The organism is Dactylosporangium sp. CA-139066 (assembly GCF_050936175.1).
Classification (GTDB): Bacteria; Actinomycetota; Actinomycetes; order Mycobacteriales; family Micromonosporaceae; genus Dactylosporangium.
On the sequence record NZ_JBNJNH010000001.1, the window covers coordinates 5,368,195 to 5,394,460 of the forward strand.

Sequence of the window (26,266 nt, forward strand, 5' to 3'; positions counted from 1 at the left end):
GCTGGGTGCATGCGAACCGAGGTCGCCATCGTCGGCGCCGGCCCGGCCGGGCTGCTGCTGTCCCACCTGCTCGCGCGCGCCGGGATCGAGTCGGTGGTGCTGGAGACGCGGTCGCAGGAGTACGTGGCCTCGCGCATCCGGGCCGGCATCCTCGAGCACTCCAGCGTCGAGCTGCTCACCGCCGCCGGGCTCGGCGAGCGGCTGCGGGCCGAGGGGCACGAGCACCGCGGGATCTACCTGCAGTGGCCGGGGGAGCGCCACCACCTCGACTTCGTGGACCTCACCGGGCGCAGCGTGTGGGTGTACGGGCAGACGGAGGTGCAGAAGGACCTCGTCGCCGCGCGGGCCGCCGAGGTCGTCTACGACGTCGCCGACACGCGGCTGCACGACGTCGGCACCGACCGGCCGTACGTCACCTACACCGACGCCGGCGGCGCCGCCCGCCGCCTCGACGCGGCCGTGATCGCGGGCTGCGACGGGTCGTTCGGGCCCAGCCGCGCCGCCGTGCCCGAGGCGGCCCGGCAGACGTTCGAGCGCGTGTACCCGCACTCCTGGCTCGGCATCCTCGCCGACGTCGCCCCGTCGACCGACGAGCTCATCTACGCCCGGCATCCCGACGGCTTCGCGCTGCACTCCATGCGCTCGCCGACCGTCAGCCGCCTGTACCTGCAGGTCCCCAACGGCACCGACCTCGCCGACTGGCCCGACGCGCGCATCTGGGACGAGCTCGCCAAGCGGCTCGGCCACGGCCGGGACGGCTGGACGCTGACCCCCGGCCCGGTCACCGACAAGAGTGTGCTGCCGATGCGCAGCTTCGTGCAGACCCCGATGCGCTACGGCCGGCTGTTCCTCGCCGGCGACGCCGCCCACATCGTCCCCCCGACCGGCGCCAAGGGCCTCAACCTGGCCATCGCCGACGTGGCCCGCCTCGGCGACGCGCTCACCGCCCTGCTGCGCGGCGGCGATCCCACCCTCGCCGACCGGTACTCCGACGACGCCCTGCGCCGCGTCTGGCGCTGCACGCACTTCTCCTGGTGGATGACGACGATGCTGCACGCCTCCGGCGACCCGTTCGACGCCCAGCTGCAGCTGTCGCAGTTGCGCTGGGTCACCTCGAGCGCGGCCGGCGCGACCGGCCTCGCCGAGAATTACGCGGGTCTGCCGATCCGTTGATTCGACCGTCACCAATAGTGACGGGGGTCGCCCCGCTCGACGCGACCACGTAGCCTGAGGCCGCCGCATAGACATATGGGGGTCACTGAAGCGTGGAGAACGACGCCAACGGCATGAACGACCTCGGCGCCTTCGGCCGCCGAGACCAGGCCGGACCGACGTCAGGCCGGGCGTCAGTCCCGGTGCCGCCGCCACCCAGCGTGTCGGGTCGCGCCTCCGTCGGCGGGCCCGGCGCCTCCGGCCGGGCCTCGGTCGGATCCGCGTCGGTGCCCACCGGGTCGGCCGCCGTGCCCACGGGATCGGCCGCAGTGCCCATCGGTTCCGCCTCGGTGCCGAACCGGCCCGGCCCGGTCGGTCGCGCCACCGTCGGACGGGCCTCGGTCGGGGCCCCGCCGGACCTGCCGGCCGACGGCGGGCCCAACCCGGACAAGGCCGCCCGGCCGTCGTCGGTCGCCCGGGCGAAGAAGCGTCGCCGGCGCAACATCATCATCGCCTCGATCGCCGCGTTCATCATGATCGCCGGCATCGGCATCGTCGCCGGCACGTACTACTTCGACAACGTCGAGCTGCCCGACGACATCACGCTGGACCAGTCGACGACGATCTACTACTCCGACGGCGTGACGCCGATGGGTCGCATCGGCGAGAACCGCACGGTCCTGCCGCTGAACAAGATCCCGCCGGATGTGCAGCACGCGGTGGTCGCGGCCGAGGACAACAGCTTCTACACGAACGACGGCGTGGACTACAAGGGCGTCGCCCGGGCGGCGTGGAACAACGTGACCGGCGGTGACCGGCAGGGCGCCTCGACGATCAGCCAGCAGTACGCGCGGCACTGGGCGGACCTGGAGGGCGTCACCTACGCGCGGAAGCTGCGCGAGGCGGTCATCGCGTTGAAGCTGAACCAGCAGTACTCCAAGGACGAGATCATGGCGATGTACCTCAACATCGTCTATTTCGGCCGGGGTGCCTACGGGATCGAGGCGGCGGCGCAGGCGTACTTCGGCAAGCCGGCCGAGAAGCTGAGCATGGCCGAGGGCATGGTGCTGGCCGGGTTGATCAAGAACCCGGAGGGCACGGCCGGCAAGGGCAGCCCGTTCGACCCGAACATCGACGCGAAGCTGGCGCACGACCGGTTCGACTACATCAAGGGGCAGATGCTCAAGCTGAACTTCTGCTCGGAGGCCGACGCGCCGACCAAGATGAAGTACCCCGACAAGGTGCTCACGCCGGCCGAGGCCCGCGCCAACACCTCGCAGGCGGCCAACTTCAGCAAGCCCGAGGGCCTCATCATGCACCACGTCCTGGGCGAGGTCGCGGCGATCACCGACGCGAAGACCGGCGGGCTGCTGTACGAGGGCACGGACTCCGACGGCAAGAAGAACTTCGACAAGATCCTCAACGGCGGCCTGAAGATCGTCACGACGATCGACAAGGACATCCAGCCCATCGCCGTGCGCGAGGGCAGCAGCCAGAGCAAGGACTCCAACATGTACGGCCAGCTGCCCAACCTGCAGGCCGCCCTCGTGGCGGTCGAGCCGGGCACGGGCGGCGTGAAGGCGTACTACGGCGGCGACAACGGCAACGGCAACGACTACGCCGGCTACTACAACGACCCGGTCCTGACCACCGGCAAGGACAGCTGCTGCGGCGGCCACCCGCCGGGCTCGACGTTCAAGGTGTACACCCTGGCGACCGCGCTCATGGCCGGCTACCGGGCCGACTCGATGTGGGACGGCGCGCCGCACGACATCGGCAACCGGACGGCGAAGAACAACAACCAGGTCAAGAACGCGACCGAGGGCGTCAACCCGGACTGCGACTCCGGCGACCCGCACTGGTGCACGCTCAAAGAGATCACCGTGCAGTCGCTCAACGTGCCGTTCTACTCGATGACGTTCAACGAGCTCGGCGGCGCGGCCAAGGTGATCGACACGGCGCGCGCGGCCGGCATCACCGACATGTGGGCGACCGTCCAGGGCCAGAACGCGCCGCAGCGCATCGACCTGACGAAGCAGACGGGCAAGGACGTCTCGCCGAAGTACTTCGACACGGAGGTCGCCTTCGGGCAGTACCCGATCACCGTCCTGGAGCACGCCGGCGGCCTGGCGACGTTCGCCGCCAAGGGCGTGGCGGTCAAGACGCACTTCCTCAAGGAGGTGTGGAAGGACAGCACGAAAACCTACCAGGAGGTCATCAAGCCGCAGCGCATCCCGGGCTTCACCGACCAGATGGCCGACGACATGGCCGACATCCTCAAGGGCGTGCCCGAGCACTACCAGCTGCGCTCCCCGCACGGCTACGAACTGGCCGGGAAGACGGGCACGTGGCAGTACGGCGCCACGACCTCCAAGGGCAACGCGCACGCCTGGATGGGCGGCTTCGTCCCCTACGACCCCGGCAAGAAGTCCCCCGGCCTGGCGGCCGCGGTGTGGGTCGGCAACAAGGCCGAGGAACAGGCGATCAAGTTCAAGAACGGCCAGAACATCATCGGCGGCAAGTTGCCCGGCCCGATCTGGCGCGACTTCCTCGACGCCGCCCTGACCAAGGTCAACATGCCGAAGATCAAGTTCCCGCCGCCGAAGGGCACGGGCAACAAGGAGGTCGGCGACGGCGTGTCGCCGCAGCCGAGCCTGCCGGTCGACCCCAACTTCCCCAACCCGGGGCAGAGCGGCCAGCCGCCGGGCCCGGGCAACTCCACGAACCCAAACCCCAACCCGTCCCAGAGCCGGCGCCGTTGACCGTGCGCGAGGAGCCCGTCCGCCCGGGCGGGCTCCGCATGAGCGTCCGCGGCGTGATGTTCGACGCCGGCGGCGTCCTGACGCGGCCGATCGGCGGCCGGTGGAACCCGCGGTACGACTTCGAGGCCATTGTCGCCGCCCACCACCCGCAGGTGCGCCCGGACCGGTTCCCGGACGCCATCGCGTCGGGTCAGCGCTTCCTGGACGCCGCAAGCACAACGCCCGACCGCACCGACTACCACCGGACGATCCTGGCCGCCCTCGGTATCGCCGAGCCGTCGCAGCGCCTGCTGCGGCAGCTGCGGGCCCCCGCTGCGGGCCCGGTCATCGAGCTGTACCCCGACGTGCGCCGTGTCCTCGCCGACCTGCACCGCCGGGGGATTCGCATGTCGGTCGTCTCCGACAACTGGGCCGGCCTGGAGGCCACCTTCGCCGGCCTGGACATTGCGCACTACTTCCGTGGCTTCGCGATCTCCGAGGTGCTGGGCTGCCGCAAGCCGGACCCGCGGATGTACGCCGAGGGCAGCCGCCTGCTCGGCCTCGAACCGCACGAGTGCCTGTTCGTCGACGACGATCCGCAACTGGTGGCGGCGGCCAGGGCCCTCGGCTATCAGGCCGTCACCCTGGACCGCGACGCCCGGTCCGGCCCCGCGGGCCAGGTCATCACCTCACTGGACGAACTCGCCGTCAGCTAGCGGAACCGGGCGGGTCGAGGTGGGCCATCTGGTGGTCGACCAGGCCGGCCGGGTATATCTTGCCGAGGGCCCCCGACCCGGCGTGGTATAAAAATACCGGCATAGAAATACTGCACCCGGAGGGGGAGGCTGTCGTGATCGAGCTCAAGTCCGCCGAGGAGATCGGCCGGATGGCGGTGGCCGGCCAGTTCGTCGGCGAGCTGCTCGCCGAACTGAGCGGGGTCGCGGCGGTCGGCGTCAACCTCATGGACATCGAGCACCACGCCCGCCGCCGGATCAAGGAGCGCGGCGCCGACTCCTGCTACTGGGACTACGCCCCCTCGTTCGGCCGCGGCCCGTTCCGCAACGTGCTGTGCCTGTCGGTCAACGACGCGGTGCTGCACGGCCTGCCGCACGACTATGTCCTGCGCGACGGCGACCTGCTCAGCATCGACATGGCCGTCGGCATCGACGGCTGGGTCGCCGACTCCGCGCTGTCCGTCATCGTCGGCACCCCCGACCCGGCCGACCTGAAGCTGATCGAGGCCACCGAGGTGGCACTGGCCGCCGGCATCGCCGCCGCCCAGCCCGGCGGGCGCCTCGGCGACATCTCCGCCGCGATCGGCGAGGTCGCCCACTCCTACGGCTACAGCGTCAACGGCGAGTTCGGCGGCCACGGCATCGGCCGCACCATGCACGAGGCCCCGCACGTGTCCAACAACGGGCGCCCCCGCCGCGGCCTGAAGCTCGACCCCGGCCTCACCATCGCCATCGAGCCCTGGTTCTGCCGCTCGACCGACAAGATCAAGTACGACGACGACGGCTGGACGATCCGCTCCGCCGACGGCTCCCGCACCGCCCATTCGGAGCACACCATCGCCGTCACGCCCTCCGGCCCGCAGGTGTTGACCGGCCGCCCCGCTCGCGACGCCGCCCCGCGCCCCGCGGCCTGACGCACCGGGGCCTGACGGACAACGGCCCGGCGATGGGTGCTCTACGGTGTCACCCATGGATGAGGAGCGATTCCCGGCGGGCACCGGCGGTGAGGTGCTGGAAGGCGAGGTGGTCGGCGCCGACGGCGGGGCCGCCAAGCCCACGGCCGGCGCGGCGGAGTCGATCGGGGCGGGGTGCGCGACCGTGCTGGCCGTGCCGGTCGTCATCGCCCTGATCGTCGGGCTCTTCATGGTCATCTGCACCGGCGGCAGCGCCGGGCCCGGGCACTCGGGCATCGGGATCGGGCTGCTGGTCTTCGGCATCCCCGTCGTCGCGGTCTGCATCGCCGTCGTCCTCTTCGACCCGGCACCCGGCCGGCGGCGCCGCGTCGCGCTGCTGGGCTTCGTGGTGCTGCCGGTGGTGTTCGTGGCCCTGACCGCCGGGCTGGCGGGGCTGGGCGGCCAGGCCGTGCGCTGGATCGACCCGGCCGACTACACGGGCGCATACGGGACCAGGGTGACCGCGAGCCTGCCCGACAAGTGCGCGAACGACACGCACGTCTACACCAGCGGCGCGAAGGGCGCGGACGCCGACATCGTCTGCGAGCACGCCACCTGGGCGCTCGGCGGCGCACAGCACGAGGGCACCGTCGTCATCGGCTGGCACGACGTCGAGCTGCCGACCGGGATCTCCGTGCCGGAGAGCGTCGAGGCGTACGTCATCGGGGACAAGGGCTACAGCGTGTCCCGGGTCGGGCGGGTGGAGAACGTCGCGCGCTGGGGCGGGGTGCCCCTGTGGTGGCTGACCGGCCTGCCCGTCGCCATCCTGGGCTTCTTCCTGCTGGCCCGGTCCGGCTGGGCGGTCGCCAAGCCGAAGCAGCGCGGCTAGGCCGGCGCCGGCGCGGGCGCCTTGAGCGCGGTCCAGCAGGCCAGCCCGATCGGCACGACGCCCCAGCAGGACAGCACCCGGTAGATGAGCACCGCCGCGGCGGCCGGGGCGGCCGTGGCGCCGGCCGTCGTGAGCGCGATGACGAGGGCCGCCTCGATGACCCCGACGCCGCCGGGGGTCGCCGGGATCTGGCGGACCAGCTGGGCCACCAGGTAGCCGATCGCGGCGCTCTGCCACGGCACGTCGAGGCCGACCGCCTGCATCGCGGCGAGCAGGCAGGCGAGGTCGGTGAGCCAGTTGAACGCGGCGATGGCCAGCACGCCGATCCAGCGGCGGGGCGGCACCGCGGCGGCCAGGCGCAGCACGTGCCGGAGCCGGCCGCCGGAGCGCGGCGGCACGTCGACGTCCACCGCCGGGCGCGAGATGCGGGCCAGCGGCAGGGCCACGGCGGCGAGCAGCCACAGGGTCCAGCGGGCCTCGATCACCATGTACACCAGGGCCAGCCCGGCCAGCGACGCCACGCCCGACAGCAGGATCACCGCGCCCGCCGCGGCCGGGCCGGCGCCGCGGGCCCGGAACTGGCGGAACGCGTAGCCGGCCGAGATCGCCGAGCCGGCCGGCAGGGAGGCGGCCATCGCCGAGCGGGCGTAGCTCAGCGCCAGCGACGCCGGGGCCGTCATCCGCACCCCGAACGCCGAGAGCAGGTGGCGCTGCTGCTCGGCGAACGCGGCCATCGACAGCGCCGACAGCGCGCAGGCCAGCAGCAGCCAGGCCGGCGACGCGCCGCGCAGCGCGGCCCAGGCGTCCGCGGGGGAGGGCAGGTGGCCCTGCAGCGTCACCGCGGCGACGCCCAGGCCCACGACCAGCAGCGCCCAGCGCCACCAGCGGGACTTCACCGCGCACCGCCGGCGACCGGGAGGCGGATGGTGATGACGGTGCCGTGCGGTTTGTTCGGCCCCGCGGTGACCGAGCCGCCGTGCTGGGCGGCGGTCTGCGCGACGATCGCCAGGCCCAGCCCGGAGCCGGGGCGGCCGCGGGCGGCGGCGGCCCGGTAGAAGCGGTCGAAGACGTGCGGCCGGTCGGCCTCGTCGATGCCGGGCCCGGTGTCGGCGACGGTCAGCACGCCGCCGGCGTCCAGGCGGACGGCGACGGTGCCGCCGGGCGGGCTCCACTTCGCCGCGTTGTCGAGCACGTTCACGACCATCCGCTCCAGCTCCCCGGGGCGCCCGTCGACGGTGACCGGTTCCAGTGCCGCGTCGAAGGTGAGGCCCGGCGCCCGGATCCGCACCCGCTCGATGGCGGCGGCGACGACGTCGGCGAACCCGACGCGTTCGGCCTCGCCGCGGGTCGCCTCCGCGCGGGCCAGCTCGACGAGCTCGGTGGTGAGGGTGGCCAGCTCGCCGACCTGCGCCTCGAGGTCCGCCAGGAGCTTGGCCCGCTCCTCCGGCGGGAGGCGGTGGGCGAGCTCCGGGCGCCGCTCGACGGCGAGCAGCAGCTCGACGTTGGTGCGGATGCTCGTCAGCGGGGTGCGCAGCTCGTGGCCGGCGTCCTCGACGAGGGTCCGCTGCGCGCGGCGGGAGGCGTCGATGGCGCCGAGCATCGTGTTCACCGAGCGGCCCAGGCGGGCGATCTCGTCGGCGCCGTGTACGGGTACCGGATGGGTGAGATCCATCGTGGCGGAGACGTCCTCGACCGCCTCGGTGAGCCGCTGCACGGGCCGCAGCCCGGCGCGGGCCACGGCCCGGCCCAGCAGCGCGGCGCCGGCGATCCCGATCGCGCTGCCGGCCGCGAGCAGGGCGCCGAGCTGGGCCAGGGTCCGGGCGGCGGGGGCCTCGTTGAGGGCGACCTGGACCACGCCGCCGCCGTTGGCCGGCATGGTCAGCATGAGGTACCGGTCGCCGGCGATCATGATCTGCTCCTGGGCGGAGCGGCGGCGCCCGGCGAGCACGTCGCGGACCGACTGGGTGATGGGCAGCGACGCGGTGTCGCTGACCGCGTTGCCGTCGGCGCCGATGATTTGCCAGCGGGTGCCGAGGTCGCGGGGCCGGTGGTGGAACCCGCCCGGGCCCGGCGGGCCGCCGCTGTCCGGGTCGGGGCCGAAGTACGGCGGCTCCGGCAGCTGCGCGGTGCTGGCCCGCCACTGCTCCGGCTGCGCCGCGATGGCCTGCGCGTCGGCGGTCAGCTGGGCCTGCAGCTGCCGGCGCTGGATCCCGGCCACGGCCGCGAACGCCACCCCGGAGACGGCCAGCACGGCGACCGCGACCGCCCCGGTCACCAGCAGCGAGAGCCGGGCGTGCAGCGTGCGCCGGTGCCACCACGCGATCACAGGGGCTCCTCGCGCAGCGCGAACCCGACCCCGCGCACGGTGTGCAGCAAGCGCCCCTCGCCCTCGGCCTCCAGCTTGCGGCGCAGGTAGCCGAGGTACACGTGGATGCTGTTGGAGGTCTCCCCGAAGTCGTACCCCCACACGTGCTCGAACAGCATCTCGCGGGTGAGGACCTGGCGGGGATGGCGCAGGAACACTTCAAGGATGGCGAACTCGGTGCGGGTCAGCCGCAGCGGCCGGGTGCCGCGCCACACCTCCCGGGTCTGGGGGTCGAGGCGCAGGTCGGCGAAGCGCAGGCCGCCGTTCGCGGCGGCCGGCGCGCCGGGCGCGGTGATCATCGACCGGCGCAGCAGGGCCCGGACGCGGGCCAGGAGCTCCTGCAGCGCGAACGGCTTGACGAGATAGTCGTCGGCGCCGGCGTCCAGGCCGGCGACCCGGTCGCCGACGCTGTCGCGGGCGGTGAGCATGAGCACCGGCACGAGCACGCCCTCGGCCCGCAGCTCCCGGCAGGCCTGCAGCCCGTCGAGGACGGGCATGCTCACGTCGAGGATGACGGTGTCGGGCTCGCCGGCGCGCACGGCGTCGAGGGCCTGGCGCCCGTCGTTCGCCGTCTCCACCTGGTAGCCCTCGAACCGCAACGTCCGCGCCAGCGAGTCCCGCACCGCCGCGTCGTCGTCGACCACGAGTATCCGCACGCCCACAGCTCTATCACGGGGTACGACCGTGAAAGGCGTGATGATCGCAGACTAAGAGTTCGATAAGAGCCGGTCTCTCATTCAATTCTTAGGATGCTCGGCCCCGTTCCTTCATCGAGGCGGCGGACCGTGAACCTTGCAGCAACACGCGTTTACCCCTTGGAGACCATGATGAGCGAAGAAGCCGAACCCCGGCCCACTCCGCCCGAGACCCCGCCGGTTGAAGCGGCCGAGACTCCGGCGCCGCCCCCGGCCGCGGCCCCGCCGCCACCTCCGCCGCCGCCGTACGGGCCGCGCCGGGGCTGGCGGGCGGCGGACTGGGGCGGCCGTCGCGGTCCGGGCCTGCTGATCGTCGCCGTGCTGCTGGGCTGCCTGCTCGGCGGCGCGGTGACCGCGTGCGGCGCGCTCGTCGTCGGCGCGGTGTTCCACCACGGCGAACACGGCCGGTACGACACCCGCTACGACAAGCACCCGGGCCCGGGCGAGTACCGGCGCGACTGGCGCGGGCCGGGAGGACCCGGCCCGGTCCAGCGCCCGCCGAAGGCGACCCCGCCCGCCCCGGCCCCGACGACGGCCGCGCCGACGCCGACCGCGTCGTAACGGGCGGTACGGAACCGCCCATATGGCACGATGCCGGGCATGAACCGCGCGCCCGGCATCGGCCCGTGGGTCCGGCCGCGTCAGACGGGCACCGACCAGGTCACCCGCGTGCCGTGCGCGTCGGCCGGCCCGACGGTGCACTCGCCGCCGAGGTCGGCGGCGCGGGCGCGCATGTTGGGCACGCCGTGCCCCGTCGAGCCGCCGTCCGCGGGGGCGTCCGCGGCCGGGCCGGCCCCGTCGTCCTCGACGGCCAGGTCGAGGCGGCCGCCGCCGACCGCGATCGTGACCCGGGCCGAGGTGGCGCGGGCGTGCCTGGCGACGTTGCTCAGCGACTCCCGCAGTACCGCCAGAAGGGCCGTCCGCGCCACCTCGGGCACCGCGGTGTCGACCGGGCCGTCCACCCGCAGGGTAGGCCGGAAGCCGAGCGCCGCCGCGGCCTCGTCGACCAGGTCGCGCAGCTGCTTGCGCAGGCTGTGCCGGTCGGCGCCGCGCAGCTCGAAGATGGCCCCGCGGATCTCGCGGATCGTGGTGTCGAGGTCGTCGGTGACCCGGCCGATCCGCTCGCGCACGTCGTCCTGGCCGCTGCGGTGCGCCGCGCCCTGCAGCTGCATGCCGGCCGCGAACAGCCGCTGGATGACCACGTCGTGCAGGTCGCGGGCGATGCGCTCGCGGTCGCCGACGACGGCGAGCATCTCCCGCTCGTCCTGGGCCCGGGCCCGCTCCAGCGCGAGGGCGGCCTGGCCGGCGAACGTCTCGACCATCGCCAGCTCCATGCCCTCGGTGATCGGCCTGCCGTCCTTGCCGAACGCCACCACGAGCGCGCCCAGCGCCACGCCGCCGACGGCGAGCGGCACCAGCAGCGCCGTGCCGGTCGGCAGGAGGATCGGCCAGTTGGCGGCGGCGCCGAGGTCGGTGATGACGGCCAGCCGCAGGCCGGCCAGGACGTCGGCGAACTCGCTGCCGGCGACCGGGATCGACCAGCCGGCCGCGGCGCGGGGGCCGCCGACCGCGACCTCGACCGTGAGCCGCTCGCCGGCCTCGTCGGCCAGCAGGACCATCGCCAGTTCGGCCTCGGCGACGTCGCGGGCGCGGGTCGCCACGAGCTCGAGGGCCTCGGTGCGGCGGACCTCGCCCAGCAGTACCGACGTGATCTCCGCGGCGGCGAGCAGCCAGCGCTGCCGGCGCTCCGCCTGGGCGTAGAGGCGGGCGTTGTCGATCGCCGCGCCGGCGGCCACCGACAGCGCCGCGACCAGGTCCTCGTCGTCCTGCGTGAACTGCTCGCCGCCGCGCTTCTCGGCCAGGTACAGGTTGCCGAACACCTGGTCGCGGATGCGGACCGGCACGCCGAGGAAGCTGTGCATCGGCGGGTGGTTGGGCGGGAAGCCGTAGGCGCGCGGGTGCGCGGTGATGTCGGGCAGCCGGATCGGGCGCGGATCGTCGATGAGCAGGCCCAGCACGCCGTGGCCGCGCGGCAGGTCGCCGATCGCCGCGCGCTCCTCGGGGGACACGCCGTGGTTGATGAACTCGACGAGCATCCGGTCGTGGCCGATGACGCCGAGCGCGCCGTAGCGCGCGTCGGCCAGCTGGCAGGCCGCCCGCACGATGCGCTCGAGGGTGCTGTGCAGGTCGAGGTCCGAGCCGATCCCGACGACGGCGTCGAGCAGCGCGCGCAGCCGCTCCCGGCTCGTCATCACCTCGCCCACGCGGGCGAGCAGCTCTTGCAGCAGCGCGTCGAGGTCGACGCGGGACAGCTCCGGAAGTGGCAGCGGGGACGTCACGGCTTCTTTTGTAGCAACCTCGACGCGAGGACCGCCGCCTGCGTCCGCCGTTCCAGCCCGAGCTTGGCCAGCAGGCTCGACACGTAGTTCTTGACCGTCTTCTCGGCCAGGAACATCCGCTCGGCGATCTCGCGGTTGGTGAGGCCCTCGGCCACGTGCAGCAGGATCTTGCGCTCCTGGTCGGTGAGGTCCTTGAACTCGTCGGGCTGCTGCGGGCCGTTGCGGATGCGCTCGAGCACCCGCGCGGTCACCGCCGGGTCGAGCAGCGACTGCCCGGCCGCGACCCGGCGCACCGCGTCGACGAGGTCGGTGCCGTGGATCTGCTTGAGGACGTAGCCCGACGCGCCGGCCATGATCGCCGCGAACAGGGCCTCGTCGTCGTCGTACGACGTCAGGATCAGCGCGTTGATGGTCGGATCGACGGAGCGCACCTCGCGGCACACGTCGATGCCGCTGCCGTCGGGCAGCCGGCCGTCGAGCACGGCGACGTGCGGGCGCAGCGCCGGGATCCGGTGCGCGGCCTCGACCGCCGAGCCGGACTCGCCGACGACCTCGATGTCGCCCTCGCGCTCGAGCATCTCGCGCAGACCGAAACGGACGACCTCGTGGTCGTCAAGCAGGAACACCCGGATCATGTCTACCTTCCTACCCGGCCATTGTGGTGCCGCACCAGGGCCGAGGGCCCCGACTTCGGGACTTTCGGCCCTGTCCGGGGTACGGCCGGGGCCGGATGGTGGCGGCGTGCCGACCATCGCCATCACCGCCCGCGGCGTGCGGGACCACGAACGCGAGGCCGCGGAGGCACTGTTCTCCGCCGTCCTGACCCGCCACGGCCTGCCCGGCGGCCTGCGGCTGCGGCTCACCGGGGCCGCCTGCGAAGGCGGGCCGCTGCTGGTGCAGGCCAACCTGCGCGTGCACGGCGCGCCCGCGCGCATCCAGGTCGCCGGCCGCGGCCCGGCGGAGGCGCTCGCGGCCGGCGTCGCCCGCCTCGACCGGCAGATCCGGCGGCTGCGCACCGCCTGGGAGCCGTGGCCGTGGCCCGACCCGGAGCGGCGCGCGCTCGCGGTGCCGGGCCGGACCGGCCTGACGCGGGTCAAGGTCGTGCGGCTGTACCGCGGGCGCGTCTGCCAGGCCGCGGCGCGCCTGGCCGCCATGGACTACGACGCGTACCTGTTCACCGACGCCGACACGGGCGAGGACGCGGTGCTGCACCGGGCCGGGCCGAGCGGGCTGCAGCTGACCCGGCAGCGCAGCATGCACCCCGCGCCCGGCGGCGTCCCCGAGCCGACCGTCAACCCGCGCCGCCCGCCGGTGCTCACGCCCGAGGAGGCGGCGGCGCACATGGCGCAGGGGTGGCTGCCGTTCCTGTTCTTCACGGACTCCGCCAGCGGGCGCGGGAACCTGGCGTACCGCCGCTACGACGCCGGGACGGGACTGGTGGTCCCGTCCGGCCCGTGACCTTCGGCCCTGATCCACCCGTCGCGGCGGGCCGAGAATCGGCGCCATGGACACGCTCGACCTGGCCCGGTGGCAGTTCGCGATCACCACCGTCTACCACTTCATCTTCGTGCCGATCACGATCGGCCTGTCGGCGCTGGTCGCCGGGCTGCAGACCGCGTGGGTGCGCACCGGCAGGGACGAGTACCTGCGCGCGACGAAGTTCTGGGGCAAGCTGTTTCTGATCAACTTCGCGATGGGCGTGGTCACCGGCATCGTGCAGGAGTTCCAGTTCGGCATGAACTGGAGCGCGTACTCGCGCTTCGTCGGCGACATCTTCGGCGCGCCGCTGGCCATCGAGGGGCTGCTCGCGTTCTTCCTCGAGTCGACGTTCCTCGGCCTGTGGATCTTCGGCTGGGAGCGGCTGCCCCGGCGCGTGCACCTGGCCACGATCTGGCTGGCATCGATCGGCACGATGCTGTCGGCGTACTTCATCCTGGCCGCCAACTCGTGGATGCAGCACCCGGTCGGGTACACCGTCAACGCCGAGCGCGGCCGCGCCGAGCTCACCGACATCGGGGCCGTGCTCACCAACAGCACCGCGCTCGTGACGTTCCCGCACACGATCACCGCCTGCTTCCTCACCGCCGGCGCGCTGCTGCTCGCCGTCAGCGCCTGGCACCTGCGCCGGGGCCACCAGGTCGAGGTCTTCCGCCCCGGGCTCAAGCTCGGCGCCTGGGTGATCCTCGTCGCCGGCGTCGGCGTGTTCGTCACCGGCGACCTGCAGGCCCGCGTGATGACCGAGCAGCAGCCGATGAAGATGGCCGCGGCCGAGGCCCTCTACGACACCAGCCGGCCGGCGTCCTTCTCGGTCTTCACGATCGGCTCGCTGGACGGCCGTTCGGAGGTCGCGAGCGTGCGCATCCCCTCGCTGCTGTCGTTCATGGCGACCGCCGACCCGAACGGCGAGGTCGAAGGGATCAACAACCTGCAGCAGCGGTACTCCCAGCAGTACGGCGACGGCGACTACGTGCCCTACGTGCCGGTCACGTACTGGTCGTTCCGCCTGATGATCGGCTTCGGCGGCCTCGCCATGCCGGTCGCGGCGCTGGCGCTGTGGAGCACGCGCCGGGGCCGGCTCCCGCGCCGGCGGTGGCTGTGGATCGCCGCGGTGTCCACGATCGCGATGCCGCTGCTGTCCAACTCGTTCGGCTGGATCTTCACCGAGGTCGGCCGCCAGCCGTGGACGGTCTTCGGCCTGTTCAAGACCGCCCAGAGCGTCTCGCCGTCGGTGGCCACGTCGCAGGCCGCGATCTCGGTGATCGTGCTGACGTTGCTGTACGGCGGGCTGGCGGTCATCGAGCTCGTCCTCATGCTGCGCTACGCCCGGCTCGGCGCGCCCGAAACTGTCGTACCCCCTGAGGAAGATGAAGCCGACCGCCCGCTGCAGTTCGCGTACTGAGAGGAGGCAGTAGTCATGGCACTCACCACCGTCTGGTTCGTCCTCATCGCCGTGCTCTGGGCCGGATACTTCCTCCTGGAGGGCTTCGACTTCGGCGTCGGCATGCTGCTGCCCGTGCTCGGCCGCGACGAGCGCGAGCGGCGCCTGCTCATCAACACCATCGGCCCCGTCTGGGACGGCAACGAGGTGTGGCTGCTCGTCGCGGGCGGCGCCACGTTCGCCGCGTTCCCCGAGTGGTATGCGACGCTCTTCTCCGGCTTCTACCTGCCGCTGCTCATCATCCTGGTCGCGCTGATCCTGCGGGGCCTCGCGTTCGAGTATCGCGGCAAGCTCGACAGTCCACAGTGGAGGCGCCGGTGGGACGCCGCCATCATCGGCGGCAGCCTCGTGCCCGCGCTGCTGTGGGGCGTGGCCTTCGGCAACATCGTGCGCGGGGTGCGGCTGGACGCCCACCACGAGTATGCGGGCTCGTTCCTCGACCTGCTCAACCCCTACGCGCTGCTGGGCGGCCTGACCACGCTGTCGCTGTTCCTGCTGCACGGCGCCGTGTTCCTGGCGCTGAAGACCGACGGCGAGATGCGCGAGCGCGCCGGCCGCCTGGCCGCCCGGCTCAGCGTCCCCGCGATCGTCGTGGCCGGCGGCTTCCTGCTGTGGACCCAGCTCACCCACGACGACGCGTGGGGCTGGACCCTCTCCGCGGCCGCCGCGGCGGCCCTCGCCGGGGCCGCCGTCGCCGCGCGGGTCCGCCGCGAGGGCTGGGCGTTCCTGGCCACGGCCGCCACGGTCGTCCTCGCCGTCGCCGCGCTGTTCGTCACGCTCTTCCCCGACGTCATGCCGAGCACCCTGACCGGCGGCGCGAGCCTCACGGTGACCAACGCCGCCTCGACGCCCTACACGCTGCGCGTCATGACGTGGGTCGCGGCGTTCTGCACGCCGGTCGTGCTCATGTACCAGGGCTGGACCTACTGGGTCTTCCGCAAGCGCCTGCGGGTCGAGCACATCCCGGTGGGCCACCCGTGAGGCCCCTGGACCCGCGGCTGCTGCGTCACGCCCGGGCGACCCGCGCCTACCTCGCGCTGTCGGTCGCCCTGGGCGTGGCCCTGGCCGCCCTGATCGTCGCCCAGGCGACCCTGCTGGCCGACGCGATCGCGGACGTCTACCTGCACGGCGCCTCCGTGCCGGACCTGACGCCGGCGCTGGCCTGGTTGCTCGTCATCGTCGCGCTGCGGGCCGCGGTCGCGTGGGCCCAGCAGGCCAGCGCCACCCGCGCGTCGGCCGCCGCCAAGCGCCAGCTGCGCGCCCGGCTCCTGGCTCACGTCACCCGCCTCGGCCCGGCGTCGGCCCCGCCGAGCGGCCAGGTCGCCACGCTCGCCACCCGCGGCCTGGACGCCCTGGACGCCTACTTCGCGCGCTACCTGCCGCAGCTGGTCCTGGCGGCGCTGATCCCGTGCATCGTCCTGTTCCGCATCGCGCCGGCCGACACGCTGGCCGCGGCCACGATCGCGCTGACGCTGCCGCTCATCCCGCTGTTCATGGCGCTCGTCGGCCTGCACACCGAGGCCGCCAACCGCCGCCAGTTCCGCCTGCTGACCCGCCTGTCCCGCCACTTCCTCGACGTCGTGGCCGGCCTGCCAACGCTGCGCGCCTTCGGCCGCGCCGGCCGCCAGGCGTCGGCGATCGCCGAGATCAGCGCCCGCCAGCGCCGCGTCACGATGCGCACCCTGCGCGTCGCGCTGCTGTCCTCGCTCGTCCTGGAGCTGCTGTCGACGCTGTCGGTCGCGCTGGTCGCCGTGGGCATCGGCTTGCGCCTGGTCGACGGCGCGCTGCCGCTGACCACGGCGCTGCTGGTGCTGATCCTGGCCCCCGAGGCCTACCTGCCGCTGCGCCAGGTCGGCGCCAACTACCACGCGAGCGCCGAGGGCCTGGCGGCGGCGACGGACGTCTTCGCGATCCTCGCCCTCCCCGCCCCACCGCGCGGCGCCACGGTCCCGCCGGCCGCGCCCCCGCCGCCCGTCGACGCCGTCGTGGTGCAGCACTCGTCGCTGCCGCCGTCCACGGCCGCGGTCCCGCCACACGTCGACGCCATCGTGGCGCAGCACCCGCCGCGTCCGCCGCTGCCGCCGTTGACGGCCACGGTCGCGCCGGCCGCGGTACCGCTGCGGTTCGACGCCGTCGTGGTGCGGTATCCGTCGCGCCCGCCGCTGCCGCCGTTCACGGCCACGATCGCGCCGGGCGAGCTGGTCGCGCTGACCGGCCCGAGCGGCTGCGGCAAGTCCACGATCCTCTCGGTGCTCATGGGCTTCGTCACTCCGTCCTCCGGCACGGTGACGGCCGGCGGCGCCGACCTGTCCACGGCGGACCTGGACGCCTGGCGCCGCCGCGTGGCCTGGCTGCCGCAGCGCCCGTGGCTGAGCGCCGGCACGATCGCCGACAACATCCGCCTCGGCTCCCCGTCCGCCGACGAGCCCGCAATCCGCCGCGCAGCGCAGGCGGCCGGCGCCCTGCCATTCATCGACGCCTTGCCCGACGGCCTGCAAACCCGCCTGGGCGACGCCGGCGCCGGCCTGTCGGCGGGCCAGCGGCAGCGCATCGCCCTCGCCCGCCTCTTCCTGCGCGACGCCGACCTGGTCCTGCTCGACGAGCCCACGGCCGGCCTGGACCCGGCCACGGAATCGTCCATCCTGCACGCGATCCGCACCCACGCCCACGGCCGCACGGTCGTGATGGCCGCCCACCGCCCGTCACTGCTCGCGATCGCGGACCGCGAGATCGCCCTCACCCGGGCCCCGGTGCCGGCATGACCTCCACGACCGCACCCCGACCACCGCACCCCGCCCCTCCCGCGCCCACGTTGCCTGCGCCCACGTTGCCTGCGCCCGTGCCGTCTGTGCCCGTGCCGTCTGTGCCCGTGTCGCCCGTGCCCGCGTCGCCTGCGTCTGTGCCCGCGTCGCCCGTGTCCGCGCCAGTGTTGGCCGCGCGGGCGCCTGCGGTGTCCGTGTCGGCCGAGCTCGCGTCCGAGTCGCTCTCGCCGGGCGCCGTGCAAGCGGTGACCGCCTGGCCCGCACCCGATGTGCATGCCGTGGCCGTGTCCGAGGTGCCCCTGCCGCCCGCGGTGGAAGCGGTGCCCGGGGCAGGGTCGGAGGGGACCGGGGCCTCAGCAGTGTCGGCGGTGTCGGGGATGTCAGGATGGCCCGCCGAGGCAGTCCCCGAGCCTGCGGTGCCCGGGGCTGCTCCTGCCATGCCTGCCGCGCTGGCGTCCGTGGCGTCGTCGTTTGCGGCGGCTCGGACTTCGGGCGCCGTGGCCACAGATCCAGTGGAGGCTGCGCCGGATATGTCCGAACACTCCGTGTCCGGACATATCCGAAATGTCGGTCAGGCGCCGAGCGACCGGCGCGGTGGGCAACGTGGTCGTGGGCTTGTGCGGGAGGCGTGGGGGATTGTCCGGCCGGCGGCCGCCGGGTTGGTGCTGTCCGTGCTCGGTGGGGTTGCGGCGGCCGCATGTGCCGTGGGGCTCATGGCGACCTCGGCGTGGCTGATCTCGCGGGCCGCGATGCATCCGCCGGTGCTGCACCTCATGGTCGCGATCGTGGCCGTGCGGGCGTTCGGGATCGGGCGGGGCGTGCTGCGGTACGTCGAGCGCATCACCGGGCACGACGCGGCGCTGCGAGTGCTCGGGGAGCTGCGCGTGCGGGTGTACCGGCGGCTGGAGCGGCTGGCGCCGGCCGGGCTGGGCGGGTTCCGGCGCGGGGACCTCGCGGCGCGGCTGGTCGACGACGTCGAGGCGGTGGTCGACCTCGTGGTGCGCGTCGCGCTGCCGATCACTGTCGCCGCCGTGACGGGGCTGGCCAGCGTCCTGCTCATCGGGGCGCTGCTGCCGGCCGCCGGGGTTGCGCTGGCGGTGGGGCTGCTGGTGGTCGGGGTTGGGGTACCGCTGCTGCAGTCCGCTCTTGTGCGGCGGGCCGATGCCCGGCTCGCGGCGTTGCGCGGGGCGCTCGCCGCCGGGGTCGTCGACCTGGTGCAGGGGATGCCGGACCTGATCGCGTACGGGGCGGCGGGCGACGCCCTCGAGGCGCTGGACCGGGTCGATCGCGAGCTGCTCGCGGCGACCCGGCGGTCCAGCGGGGCGGCCGGGGTGTCGGCGGCGGTCACCGCGCTGTGCACCGGGCTGAGCGTCCTCGCGGGACTGGTCACCGGGGCCGTCGCGGTGCGGGGCGGTGGCATGCCGGGGGAGCTGCTGGCGGTTGTGGTGCTGACGCCGCTGGCGGTGTTCGAGACGGTCGGGGGCGTACCGGCGGCGGCGCAGAGCCTGGCCGCGGCCCGCGGTGGGCTGCGGCGGCTGGCGGAGGTCGCGGGCCGGGCCGAACCGGCGCCGGACCCGGCGGCGCCTCGGGTCGCCGCGGCCGGGGAGCTGCGGGTCGAGGGCGTCTCGGCCGGGTGGGGCGACGGGCCGGACGTGGTCCGGGACGTCTCGTTCGCGGTGCCGCCGGGGGCGCGGGTCGCGATCGTCGGGCCCAGCGGTGCGGGCAAGAGCACGGTCGCGGCGCTGCTCGTGCGGTGGCTCGACCCGACGCGGGGGCGGGTGACGCTCGACGGCGTCGACCTGCGCGAGCTTGCGGGGGACGACGTGCGGCGGGTGGTGGGGTACCTGGGCGACGACGCGTACCTGTTCGACACGACGATCGAGGAGAACCTGCGCATCGGGCGGCCGGATGCCCGGCCCGAGGAGATCGAGGCGGCCCTCGACGCGGCGCGGATCGGGGAGTGGGTGCGCGGGCTGCCCGACGGGCTCGGCACGTGCGTGGGGGAGCACGGCGTCGCGGTGTCCGGCGGGCAGCGGCGGCGGCTGGCCCTGGCGCGGGCGCTGCTGGCGGACTTTCCGGTGCTGGTGCTCGACGAGCCGACCGAGCACCTCGACGAGGAGACGGCCGAGGAGCTGCTGCGCGACCTCATGGCGGCGGCCGGTTCGCGCAGCGTGGTGCTGATCAGCCACCGGGCGGATGTCGCGCGGTACGTCGGGGAGGTGGTCACGCTGCCCGGCCCCAGAGTCCCGGAAGGGTTGTGACCAACGGCCCTGCCGGGTGGGGCGGAGCTGGGCCAGGGTGGAGGGCGTTCGGAAGTACTGCAGAGGAGCCCGCCATGACCCGCAACCTGCGCGACAAGATCGATCTGGTCGCCGAGGCCTCGATCGCGGCGCTGCGTGCGCCGTCCGTGCTGAACACGCAGCCGTGGCGGTGGCGGCTGGCCGGCTCGTACGGCGAGCTGTGGGCCGACCGCTCGCGCCGGCTCGAAGGGCTCGACCCGGACGGGCGGCTGCTGCTGCTCAGCTGCGGTACGGCGCTGCATCACGCGGCCGTCGCCCTGCACGCCGAAGGGTACGACGCCGACGTCGAGCGGCTGCCCGATCCCGGCCGCCCGGACCTCGTGGCCCGCATCCGCCCCGGCGAGGAGCGCGTGGCCGACGGGCGCCTGGCCCGCGCGATCCACCGGCGTCACACCGACCGGCGGCCGTTCGGGGACGAGCGGCCCTCGGCCGCCGTTCTGGACGAGTTGGGTACGGCGGCCGAGCGCCACGGCGTCCACCTGCACATCGTCCGGCCGGACCAGGTGACGGCGTTCGCGGCGGCGGTGGCGCACGCCGGGGCGATCGAGCAGGCCGACCCCCGCTTCCACGACGACGTCCACACCTGGACCGCTCGCCCGCGCACCGGCGGCGACGGCATCGCGCCGCACGCGGTGGTGGCGGCCGGGCGTCGTACGATCGCGCCGCGGGACTTCGGGATCGACCCCGCGCCGCTCGTGGACCCGGGGCCCGGCACCGACCGGGGGACCGTGTACGCGATCTTCGTCACCGACGGCGACGAGCCCCGCGACTGGCTGGCGGCCGGCGAGGCGCTGTCCGAGGTGTGGCTGAGGCTGACCGACCACGGGCTGGCGGCTTCGCCGATCAGCGAGGTCATCGAGGTCGTCCCGGTGCGCAATGCGCTGCGCGGGCTGCTCGGCGGCGTCGGCAACCCGGCCCTGGCGATGCGCATCGGCGTGCCCGTGCCGACCAACGCGCCGCTGCCCCGCGAGCAGCGCCGCGACCCCACTGCCTCCTGAACCGGCGGCATCATGACCGTTTGACCGGTTTGACCCCCGTCGGGGTATAAATCCGACAAGTCGTGGCACGGAGTGCCCGACTTGTCGCGATCATCAGCCAGGCGCCATCACGCCGGATCATGTCGAAGCCGCGGCCTGCGGGCCGAGGGTCGGCGAAGGCACCCGGCGACCGTATTCGGCGCGGCGGTAGCGTCGAGCGGCATGAGGGGACTTGTGGCGCTGGTACGGCGGCGGCTCGGCGTGCGGATGCGCTCGGCGCTGGCCGCCGCGGCGGTCGTGGCCGTCGCCTCGATGCTGACCGGGGTCGCGTTCGTGGTCGCGGCCCGGTTCCTGCTCACCCGCAACGTCGACCAGGACCTGACCGACCGGGCCGCCCAGGTCGCCGGGGCGCTCGGCGACAACGACCGCGCCAGCCTCCTCGCCGTCATGCGGCCCACGCCCCGCGACCGCACGGTGGTCCAGGTCGTCGACCCCAGCGGCAAGGTCACGGTGGCCTCGGCGGCCATCGTCGGGGCCCGGCCGATCTCGGCGCTGCGGCCCGGCGCCGGGCAGACGGAGCGCGAGCAGCGGCGGCTCGAGGTGGCCCGCAACGAGTACTTCCGCATCGCCGCGGTCGGCGTCGACACCGCGAACGGGCCGCGGACCGTGCTCGTGGCCCAGTCGATCGACGAGATCGACGACGGCACCGCGGCGGCCGTCGGCGCGCTCATCGTCGGGCTGCCGCTGCTGACCCTGACCGTCGGCGGCGCCACGTTCCTGTTCGTCGGGCGCACCCTGCGCCCGGTCGACGCGATGCGCCGGCAGGCCGAGACGATCACCGGGCGCAGCCTGGACACCCGCCTGCCGGTGCCGGCGACGGCCGACGAGATCGCCGCCCTGGCGACCACGATGAACACGATGCTGGACCGCATCGAGGCGGCCACCGCGGCCCAGCACCGCTTCGTCGCCGACGCCTCGCACGAGCTGCGCAGCCCGCTGGCGACGATCCACGCCGGCCTGGACCTGCTCGAGGCGGCCGACCTGCCCGGGCCGGCCACCGCGCAGGTCACCCGCATGCACCGGGAGAGCGAGCGCATGGCCCGCCTGATCGCCGACCTGCTCCTGCTCGCCCGCGCCGACGAGCGCGGCCTGCAGCTGCGGCGGGAGGACGTGGACCTGGACGACCTGGTGTACGCCGAACGCGACCGCCTGACCGCCGAACGCCCCGACCTGCACGTGACGGCGCGGGTCAGCCCGGTCCGCGTCGCCGGCGACGCCCACCACCTGCATCGCGTCCTGCGCAACCTGCTGGACAACGCCGCCCGGCACGCCCGCGGCAACGTCGAGATGAGCCTCAGAGCCGTCGACGGTACGGCGGAGCTGGCCGTCGCCGACGACGGGCCCGGCGTCCCCGAGGCGGAGCGCCAGCGCGTCTTCGACCGGTTCGTCCGCCTCGGCGACGACCGCTCCCGCGCCGGCGGCGGCACCGGCCTGGGCCTGTCGATCGCCCGCGACATCGTCGTCGCCCACGACGGCACCCTGACCGTCGAGACCTCCCCGTCCGGCGGGGCGCTGCTGCGCCTGAGCCTGCCCGCGGCGCCCCTCTGACTCAAGTCGGGCCCGGACCGGACGATAGGGCCCTCGACAGGAGGGAACCGGCACGGTGGACGGGCCCGCGCGGCGGCTGCCGTGGGGATGGACGGTGGCGCGGCTGCTCGCCGCCGGGTACGTGCTGGCCATCGGCGGGCTGCTGCTGGTCGGGGCGGCCGCGCACGAGCGGATCGGGGTCCTGCTCGCCGACCGAACCCGGGTCGAGGCCAACCACGCGGTCATGGACGACATCAACCTGCTGCGGGGCCAGCTCCAGGACGCCGAGCGCGGGCAGCGCGGGTACGTCATCACGGGCGACCCGGCGTACCTCGCGCCCTACACCGCGGCCGTCGAGGGCATCGGCCGGACGATGACCCGCCTGCAGCAGCGCACCGCCGGCGACGCCGACCAGAACGGGGCCGCCTACCGGCTGCGCGGGCCCGTCGACGACAAGCTCGCCGAGCTCGCCACGACGATCCGGCTGCGGCGCGACGAGGGCTTCGAAGCGGCCCAGCGGGTGGTGAACGGCGGGCGCGGGGCGCGGTACATGGACAAGATCGAGTCCATCCTGAGCGAGATGCACGACCGGCAGCGGGCCACGCTCGCCGACGACGAGCGCCGCACCGCCGCGGCGGCCGCCGCCACCCGGCGCGCGATGATCGCGGTGACGCTCGGCACCGCGCTGCTGTCCGCGCTCGGGGCCTGGTGGGCGACGCGGGCGGTGTCGCGGCCGATCGCCGCCGTGACCGCGGCGGCCCGGCGGGTGGCGACCGGCGAGCCGGCCGGGCGCGAGTCGCGGCCCCAGGCGCGCGGGCCGTCGGAGGTGGCCGAGATGGCCGACGCCGTCGACGAGGCGACCCGGGTCGTGCTGCGCGCCCGCGACGAGGCGATGGCCGCCACGCAGGCGAAGTCGGCGTTCCTGGCCACGATGAGCCACGAGATCCGCACCCCGATGAACGCCGTCATCGGCATGACCGGGCTGCTGCTGGACACCGACCTCAGCGACGACCAGCGCGACCTGGCCACGACCGTGCGCGACAGCGGCGAGGCGCTGCTGGCGATCATCAACGACATCCTGGACTTCTCCAAGATCGAGGCGGGGCAGCTCGAGCTCGAGGACGCGGTGTTCGACCTGCGCGAGTGCGTCGAGAGCGCCCTGGCCCTGGTCGCGGTGCCGGCGGCGGCGAAGGGGATCGAGCTCGTGGCCGACGTCGCGGGCGGGCCGCCGCTGTGCGGCGACGTGACCCGGCTGCGGCAGGTGCTGGTGAACCTGCTGTCCAACGCGGTGAAGTTCACGGCGTCCGGCGAGGTCGTCGTCACCGCGCGCAGCGGGCCGGCCGAGGGCGGGCGGATCCCGGTGTACCTCGCGGTCGCCGACACTGGCATCGGCATCCCGGCCGAGCGCATGGACCGGCTGTTCCGCTCGTTCTCGCAGGTCGACACGTCGACCACCCGCACGTACGGCGGCACCGGACTCGGCCTGGCCATCAGCCGGCGGCTCGCGCGGGCCATGGGCGGTGACATCACCGTGACCAGCCGCCCCGGCGCCGGCTCCACGTTCACCGCCACCGCCGTGCTGCGCGTCTCCGGCGAACCGCCCGCGGCGGCGCCGAGCGCGGCCGACCTGACCGGCCGCGCCGCGCTCGTCGTCGACGACAACGCCGCGAACCGCCGCGTGCTGCAGGCGCAGCTCACCGGCTGGGGCATGACGTGCGCCGTGGCCGCCACCGCCGAGGAGGCGCTCGCGCTGGCCGGCTCCGGCGAGCACTTCGACGTGGGCCTGCTCGACATGCACATGCCCGACATCGACGGGGCGGAGCTGGCCGCGCGGCTTCGCGGGGTACCGCAGACGGCGCAGACCCCGCTCGTGCTGCTCAGCAGCGTCAACGGGCACGCCGAGCGCGACCGGGCGCAGCGCTTCGCGGCGGTGCTGACCAAGCCCGCCCGCGCCGCCGCCCTGCACGCGGTCCTGGGGCGGGTGCTGCCCGGCCCGCCCGGCCCGGTTGCGGTGCCCGCCGCTGATGATGCCGCGCCGGTACCGCATGAGCGTCCCCTGCGCATCCTGGTCGCCGAGGACAACCAGGTGAACCAGACCGTCGCCACGATGATGCTGGCCAAGCTCGGCCACCGCGCCGACGTGGCGGCCAACGGCGCGGAGGCGCTCGAGGCGGTGCGCCGGGCCCGTTACGACGTGGTGCTCATGGACGTCCAGATGCCGGTCCTCGACGGCCTGGACGCGACCCGCCGCATCCGCGCGGAGGTGCCCGCCGAGCGGCAGCCGCACGTGATCGCGCTGACCGCGAGCGCCCTCATCGAGGACCGCGCCGCGTGCGAGGCGGCCGGCATGGACGACTACCTCACGAAGCCGGTCCGCCCGGCCGACCTGGCCGCCGCGTTGCGCGCGGTGCCCGGCGCCGCCGCCGCGCCGGAGCCCGCCGCGGTGCCGGAGCCCGCCGCGGTGCCGGAACCCGCTGAGGCGCCGGAGTCTGCCGCGGCGCCGGAGTCTGCCGTGGCGCCGGAACCCGGCGGGCTCGAGGACGACATCCGGGCCCGGATGCGCGAGCTGACCGACGACGATCCCTCACCGCAGGAGCTGGAGCTGGTCGGGCGGGTGCTCGACTCGTTCCGTACCAAGGCCCCGGACACGCTGGGCCGGCTGGCCGGCGCCGTCGCCGGCGGCGACGCGCCCGCCGCCGTGGGCGCCGCGCACACGCTCACGGGCGCGGCCGGCAACGTCGGCGCCGTGGTCCTGGCCCGGCTCAGCGCCGAGTTCGAGACCCGCGCCCGCGCCGGGCTACCCGGCGACGCCGAGGCCGAGCTGGCGGCCCTGCGCACCGAGCTGGATCGGGTGGTGGCGGCCGTATCCGCCGTACGACATCACATGGGAACGCGCTGAGCACCCAGGTCGCGCAGGGAACGCGCGAGGCTGCCCGCCACCGCGAGGGCCGGCATCCGCTGCCGCAGGGGGTGCGCGAGGGCGTTCAGGGCATCGGCATCGGTCAGGAGGCGGGGCTCGGCCACGATGAGAAGACATCTATGCAAAGCATTCGTCTCAACCAACGGGCCTAGAGAAATTCGCGGGCGCCCCGCAGCCGGGTCGTCAGCCGGGACTGGGTGAGCGCGCAGTCGAGGCGGACGTCGAGCGCGCCCGGCAGGCCGGTGCCGGCCCGCCGGGCGGCCGGCAGCCGCGCGGGGTCGAGCCCGTCGCGCCGGGCGATCAGCGTGCCGAGCTCGTGCCGGCTGACGGCGTCGGCGCCGGCCACGTGGTGCACGCCCCGGTGCTCGGAGGCGGCCAGGTCCAGCAGCGCCGCGGCCAGATCCGCGACGTGGACCGGGCAGCGGACGTCGTCGGTGAACAGGACCCCGTCCGCCTCCCCGGCGACCAGCGCGCGCACCCGCGCCTCGTGCGTCGAGTCCCCTTCGTCGCCGACGATGAGCGACGTCCGCGCGATGACGGCCCCGGGGTCCAGCGCGCGGACGGCGGTCTCGGCGGCCGCCTTCGCCGCGCCGTACGGCGTGACGGGGTCCGGCGGGCACGCCTCGTCGTAGCGCACGGCCCGGCCGGAGAACACCGCGTCGCTGGACACGTGCACGAGCCGGGCCCGGACGGCCACGGCGGCCACGGCGACGTGCGCGCCCCCGTCGGCGGTGCTCGCCCAGTCCGCCTGCCGGTACGCGGCGTTCACGACCACGGCCGGCCGCAGCCGCGCCAGGAGCGCGGTCACGTCCTCGCGCCGCCGGATGTCGAGGCCGTGCCACGCCACGCCGCCGGCGAGCGCGGGCCGGCGGTGGAAGGTCGCGGCCACCCGGCGGCCCGCGGCCCGGGCCTGCCGCACGACCTCACGCCCGAGCAGCCCGCTCCCGCCGACGACGAGCAGGTCCACGCGCGGG

Annotated in this window: 20 protein-coding genes; 14 read left to right on the forward strand and 6 right to left on the reverse strand. The window is 74.5% G+C overall.

Annotation, left to right across the window (positions count from 1 at the left end; all coding sequences use genetic code 11):
* The first annotated feature begins 9 nt into the window (after positions 1-9).
* The 5 genes from ACQEVU_RS24620 (at position 10) to ACQEVU_RS24640 (ending at position 6,409) form a co-directional block, all read left to right on the forward strand.
* Positions 10-1,173: a 4-hydroxybenzoate 3-monooxygenase gene (locus ACQEVU_RS24620; RefSeq protein ID WP_433327365.1), complete on the forward strand. Its 1,164-nt coding sequence runs from the start codon at positions 10-12 to the stop codon at positions 1,171-1,173.
* Between the two features lie 308 nt (positions 1,174-1,481).
* Positions 1,482-3,914, forward strand: a complete 2,433-nt coding sequence (locus ACQEVU_RS24625; protein WP_433327367.1) for a transglycosylase domain-containing protein — start codon at positions 1,482-1,484, stop codon at positions 3,912-3,914.
* A 56-nt stretch (positions 3,915-3,970) separates the two neighbouring features.
* Entirely contained in the window at positions 3,971-4,609 is a 639-nt protein-coding gene (locus tag ACQEVU_RS24630) for an HAD family hydrolase (protein WP_433335048.1), read from the forward strand.
* A gap of 134 nt (positions 4,610-4,743) precedes the next feature.
* Positions 4,744-5,541, forward strand: a complete 798-nt coding sequence (map, locus tag ACQEVU_RS24635; RefSeq protein WP_433327369.1) for a type I methionyl aminopeptidase — start codon at positions 4,744-4,746, stop codon at positions 5,539-5,541.
* 55 nt (positions 5,542-5,596) lie between these two features.
* On the forward strand, positions 5,597-6,409 hold the full coding sequence (locus ACQEVU_RS24640; RefSeq protein WP_433327371.1) for a hypothetical protein: 813 nt from the start codon (positions 5,597-5,599) through the stop codon (positions 6,407-6,409).
* Here ACQEVU_RS24640 and ACQEVU_RS24645 read toward each other — a convergent pair.
* Genes ACQEVU_RS24645 through ACQEVU_RS24655 form a run of 3 tightly spaced genes read right to left on the reverse strand, consistent with a single transcriptional unit; the run spans position 6,406 to position 9,430 of the window.
* Positions 6,406-7,305, reverse strand: coding sequence for a flippase-like domain-containing protein (locus ACQEVU_RS24645; RefSeq protein ID WP_433327373.1), 900 nt, complete (start codon positions 7,303-7,305; stop codon positions 6,406-6,408). The two genes, ACQEVU_RS24640 and ACQEVU_RS24645, sit on opposite strands and share 4 nt — an antisense overlap.
* Positions 7,302-8,735 (reverse strand): ATP-binding protein, encoded by a 1,434-nt coding sequence (locus ACQEVU_RS24650; RefSeq protein WP_433327375.1) that lies wholly within the window; start codon positions 8,733-8,735, stop codon positions 7,302-7,304. Before ACQEVU_RS24650 ends, ACQEVU_RS24645 begins: the two co-directional genes overlap by 4 nt.
* A complete protein-coding gene (locus ACQEVU_RS24655; RefSeq protein WP_433327377.1) occupies positions 8,732-9,430 on the reverse strand; it encodes a response regulator transcription factor in 699 nt (232 codons plus the stop codon). Before ACQEVU_RS24655 ends, ACQEVU_RS24650 begins: the two co-directional genes overlap by 4 nt.
* A gap of 171 nt (positions 9,431-9,601) precedes the next feature.
* Here ACQEVU_RS24655 and ACQEVU_RS24660 point away from each other — a divergent pair, with 171 nt between their 5' ends.
* Entirely contained in the window at positions 9,602-10,030 is a 429-nt protein-coding gene (locus ACQEVU_RS24660) for a hypothetical protein (protein WP_433327379.1), read from the forward strand.
* Between the two features lie 80 nt (positions 10,031-10,110).
* On the opposite strand, the gene ACQEVU_RS24665 is transcribed toward ACQEVU_RS24660, so the two are convergent.
* Complete coding sequence (locus ACQEVU_RS24665; protein WP_433335050.1) at positions 10,111-11,721, reverse strand: GAF domain-containing protein; 1,611 nt, start codon at positions 11,719-11,721, stop codon at positions 10,111-10,113.
* A gap of 83 nt (positions 11,722-11,804) precedes the next feature.
* Complete coding sequence (locus tag ACQEVU_RS24670) at positions 11,805-12,443, reverse strand: response regulator transcription factor (RefSeq protein ID WP_433327381.1); 639 nt, start codon at positions 12,441-12,443, stop codon at positions 11,805-11,807.
* 106 nt (positions 12,444-12,549) lie between these two features.
* On the opposite strand from ACQEVU_RS24670, the gene ACQEVU_RS24675 reads away from it, so the two are divergent.
* The 8 genes from ACQEVU_RS24675 (at position 12,550) to ACQEVU_RS24710 (ending at position 25,271) form a co-directional block, all read left to right on the forward strand.
* Positions 12,550-13,266 (forward strand): hypothetical protein, encoded by a 717-nt coding sequence (locus tag ACQEVU_RS24675; protein WP_433327383.1) that lies wholly within the window; start codon positions 12,550-12,552, stop codon positions 13,264-13,266.
* 46 nt (positions 13,267-13,312) lie between these two features.
* A complete protein-coding gene (locus ACQEVU_RS24680; RefSeq protein ID WP_433327385.1) occupies positions 13,313-14,707 on the forward strand; it encodes a cytochrome ubiquinol oxidase subunit I in 1,395 nt (464 codons plus the stop codon).
* Positions 14,708-14,722: 15 nt separating this feature from the next.
* Entirely contained in the window at positions 14,723-15,727 is a 1,005-nt protein-coding gene (cydB, locus tag ACQEVU_RS24685; protein ID WP_433327387.1) for a cytochrome d ubiquinol oxidase subunit II, read from the forward strand.
* On the forward strand, positions 15,724-17,508 hold the full coding sequence (gene cydD / locus ACQEVU_RS24690; RefSeq protein ID WP_433327389.1) for a thiol reductant ABC exporter subunit CydD: 1,785 nt from the start codon (positions 15,724-15,726) through the stop codon (positions 17,506-17,508). The genes cydB and cydD overlap by 4 nt, the downstream gene beginning before the upstream one ends.
* A 617-nt stretch (positions 17,509-18,125) precedes the next feature.
* The gene (cydC, locus tag ACQEVU_RS24695; RefSeq protein ID WP_433327391.1) at positions 18,126-19,769 is read left to right on the forward strand and encodes a thiol reductant ABC exporter subunit CydC; all 1,644 of its coding nucleotides are present in this window, start codon (positions 18,126-18,128) and stop codon (positions 19,767-19,769) included.
* Positions 19,770-19,843: 74 nt separating this feature from the next.
* Positions 19,844-20,806, forward strand: coding sequence for an Acg family FMN-binding oxidoreductase (locus tag ACQEVU_RS24700; protein ID WP_433327393.1), 963 nt, complete (start codon positions 19,844-19,846; stop codon positions 20,804-20,806).
* 201 nt (positions 20,807-21,007) lie between these two features.
* Positions 21,008-22,393 (forward strand): sensor histidine kinase, encoded by a 1,386-nt coding sequence (locus tag ACQEVU_RS24705; protein WP_433327395.1) that lies wholly within the window; start codon positions 21,008-21,010, stop codon positions 22,391-22,393.
* 55 nt (positions 22,394-22,448) lie between these two features.
* Positions 22,449-25,271: a response regulator gene (locus ACQEVU_RS24710; RefSeq protein WP_433327397.1), complete on the forward strand. Its 2,823-nt coding sequence runs from the start codon at positions 22,449-22,451 to the stop codon at positions 25,269-25,271.
* A gap of 169 nt (positions 25,272-25,440) precedes the next feature.
* On the opposite strand, the gene ACQEVU_RS24715 is transcribed toward ACQEVU_RS24710, so the two are convergent.
* Positions 25,441-26,259 carry a sugar nucleotide-binding protein gene (locus ACQEVU_RS24715; RefSeq protein ID WP_433335052.1) on the reverse strand — a complete coding sequence of 273 codons (819 nt, stop codon included), beginning with the start codon at positions 26,257-26,259 and terminating at the stop codon, positions 25,441-25,443.
* Positions 26,260-26,266: the final 7 nt, after the last annotated feature.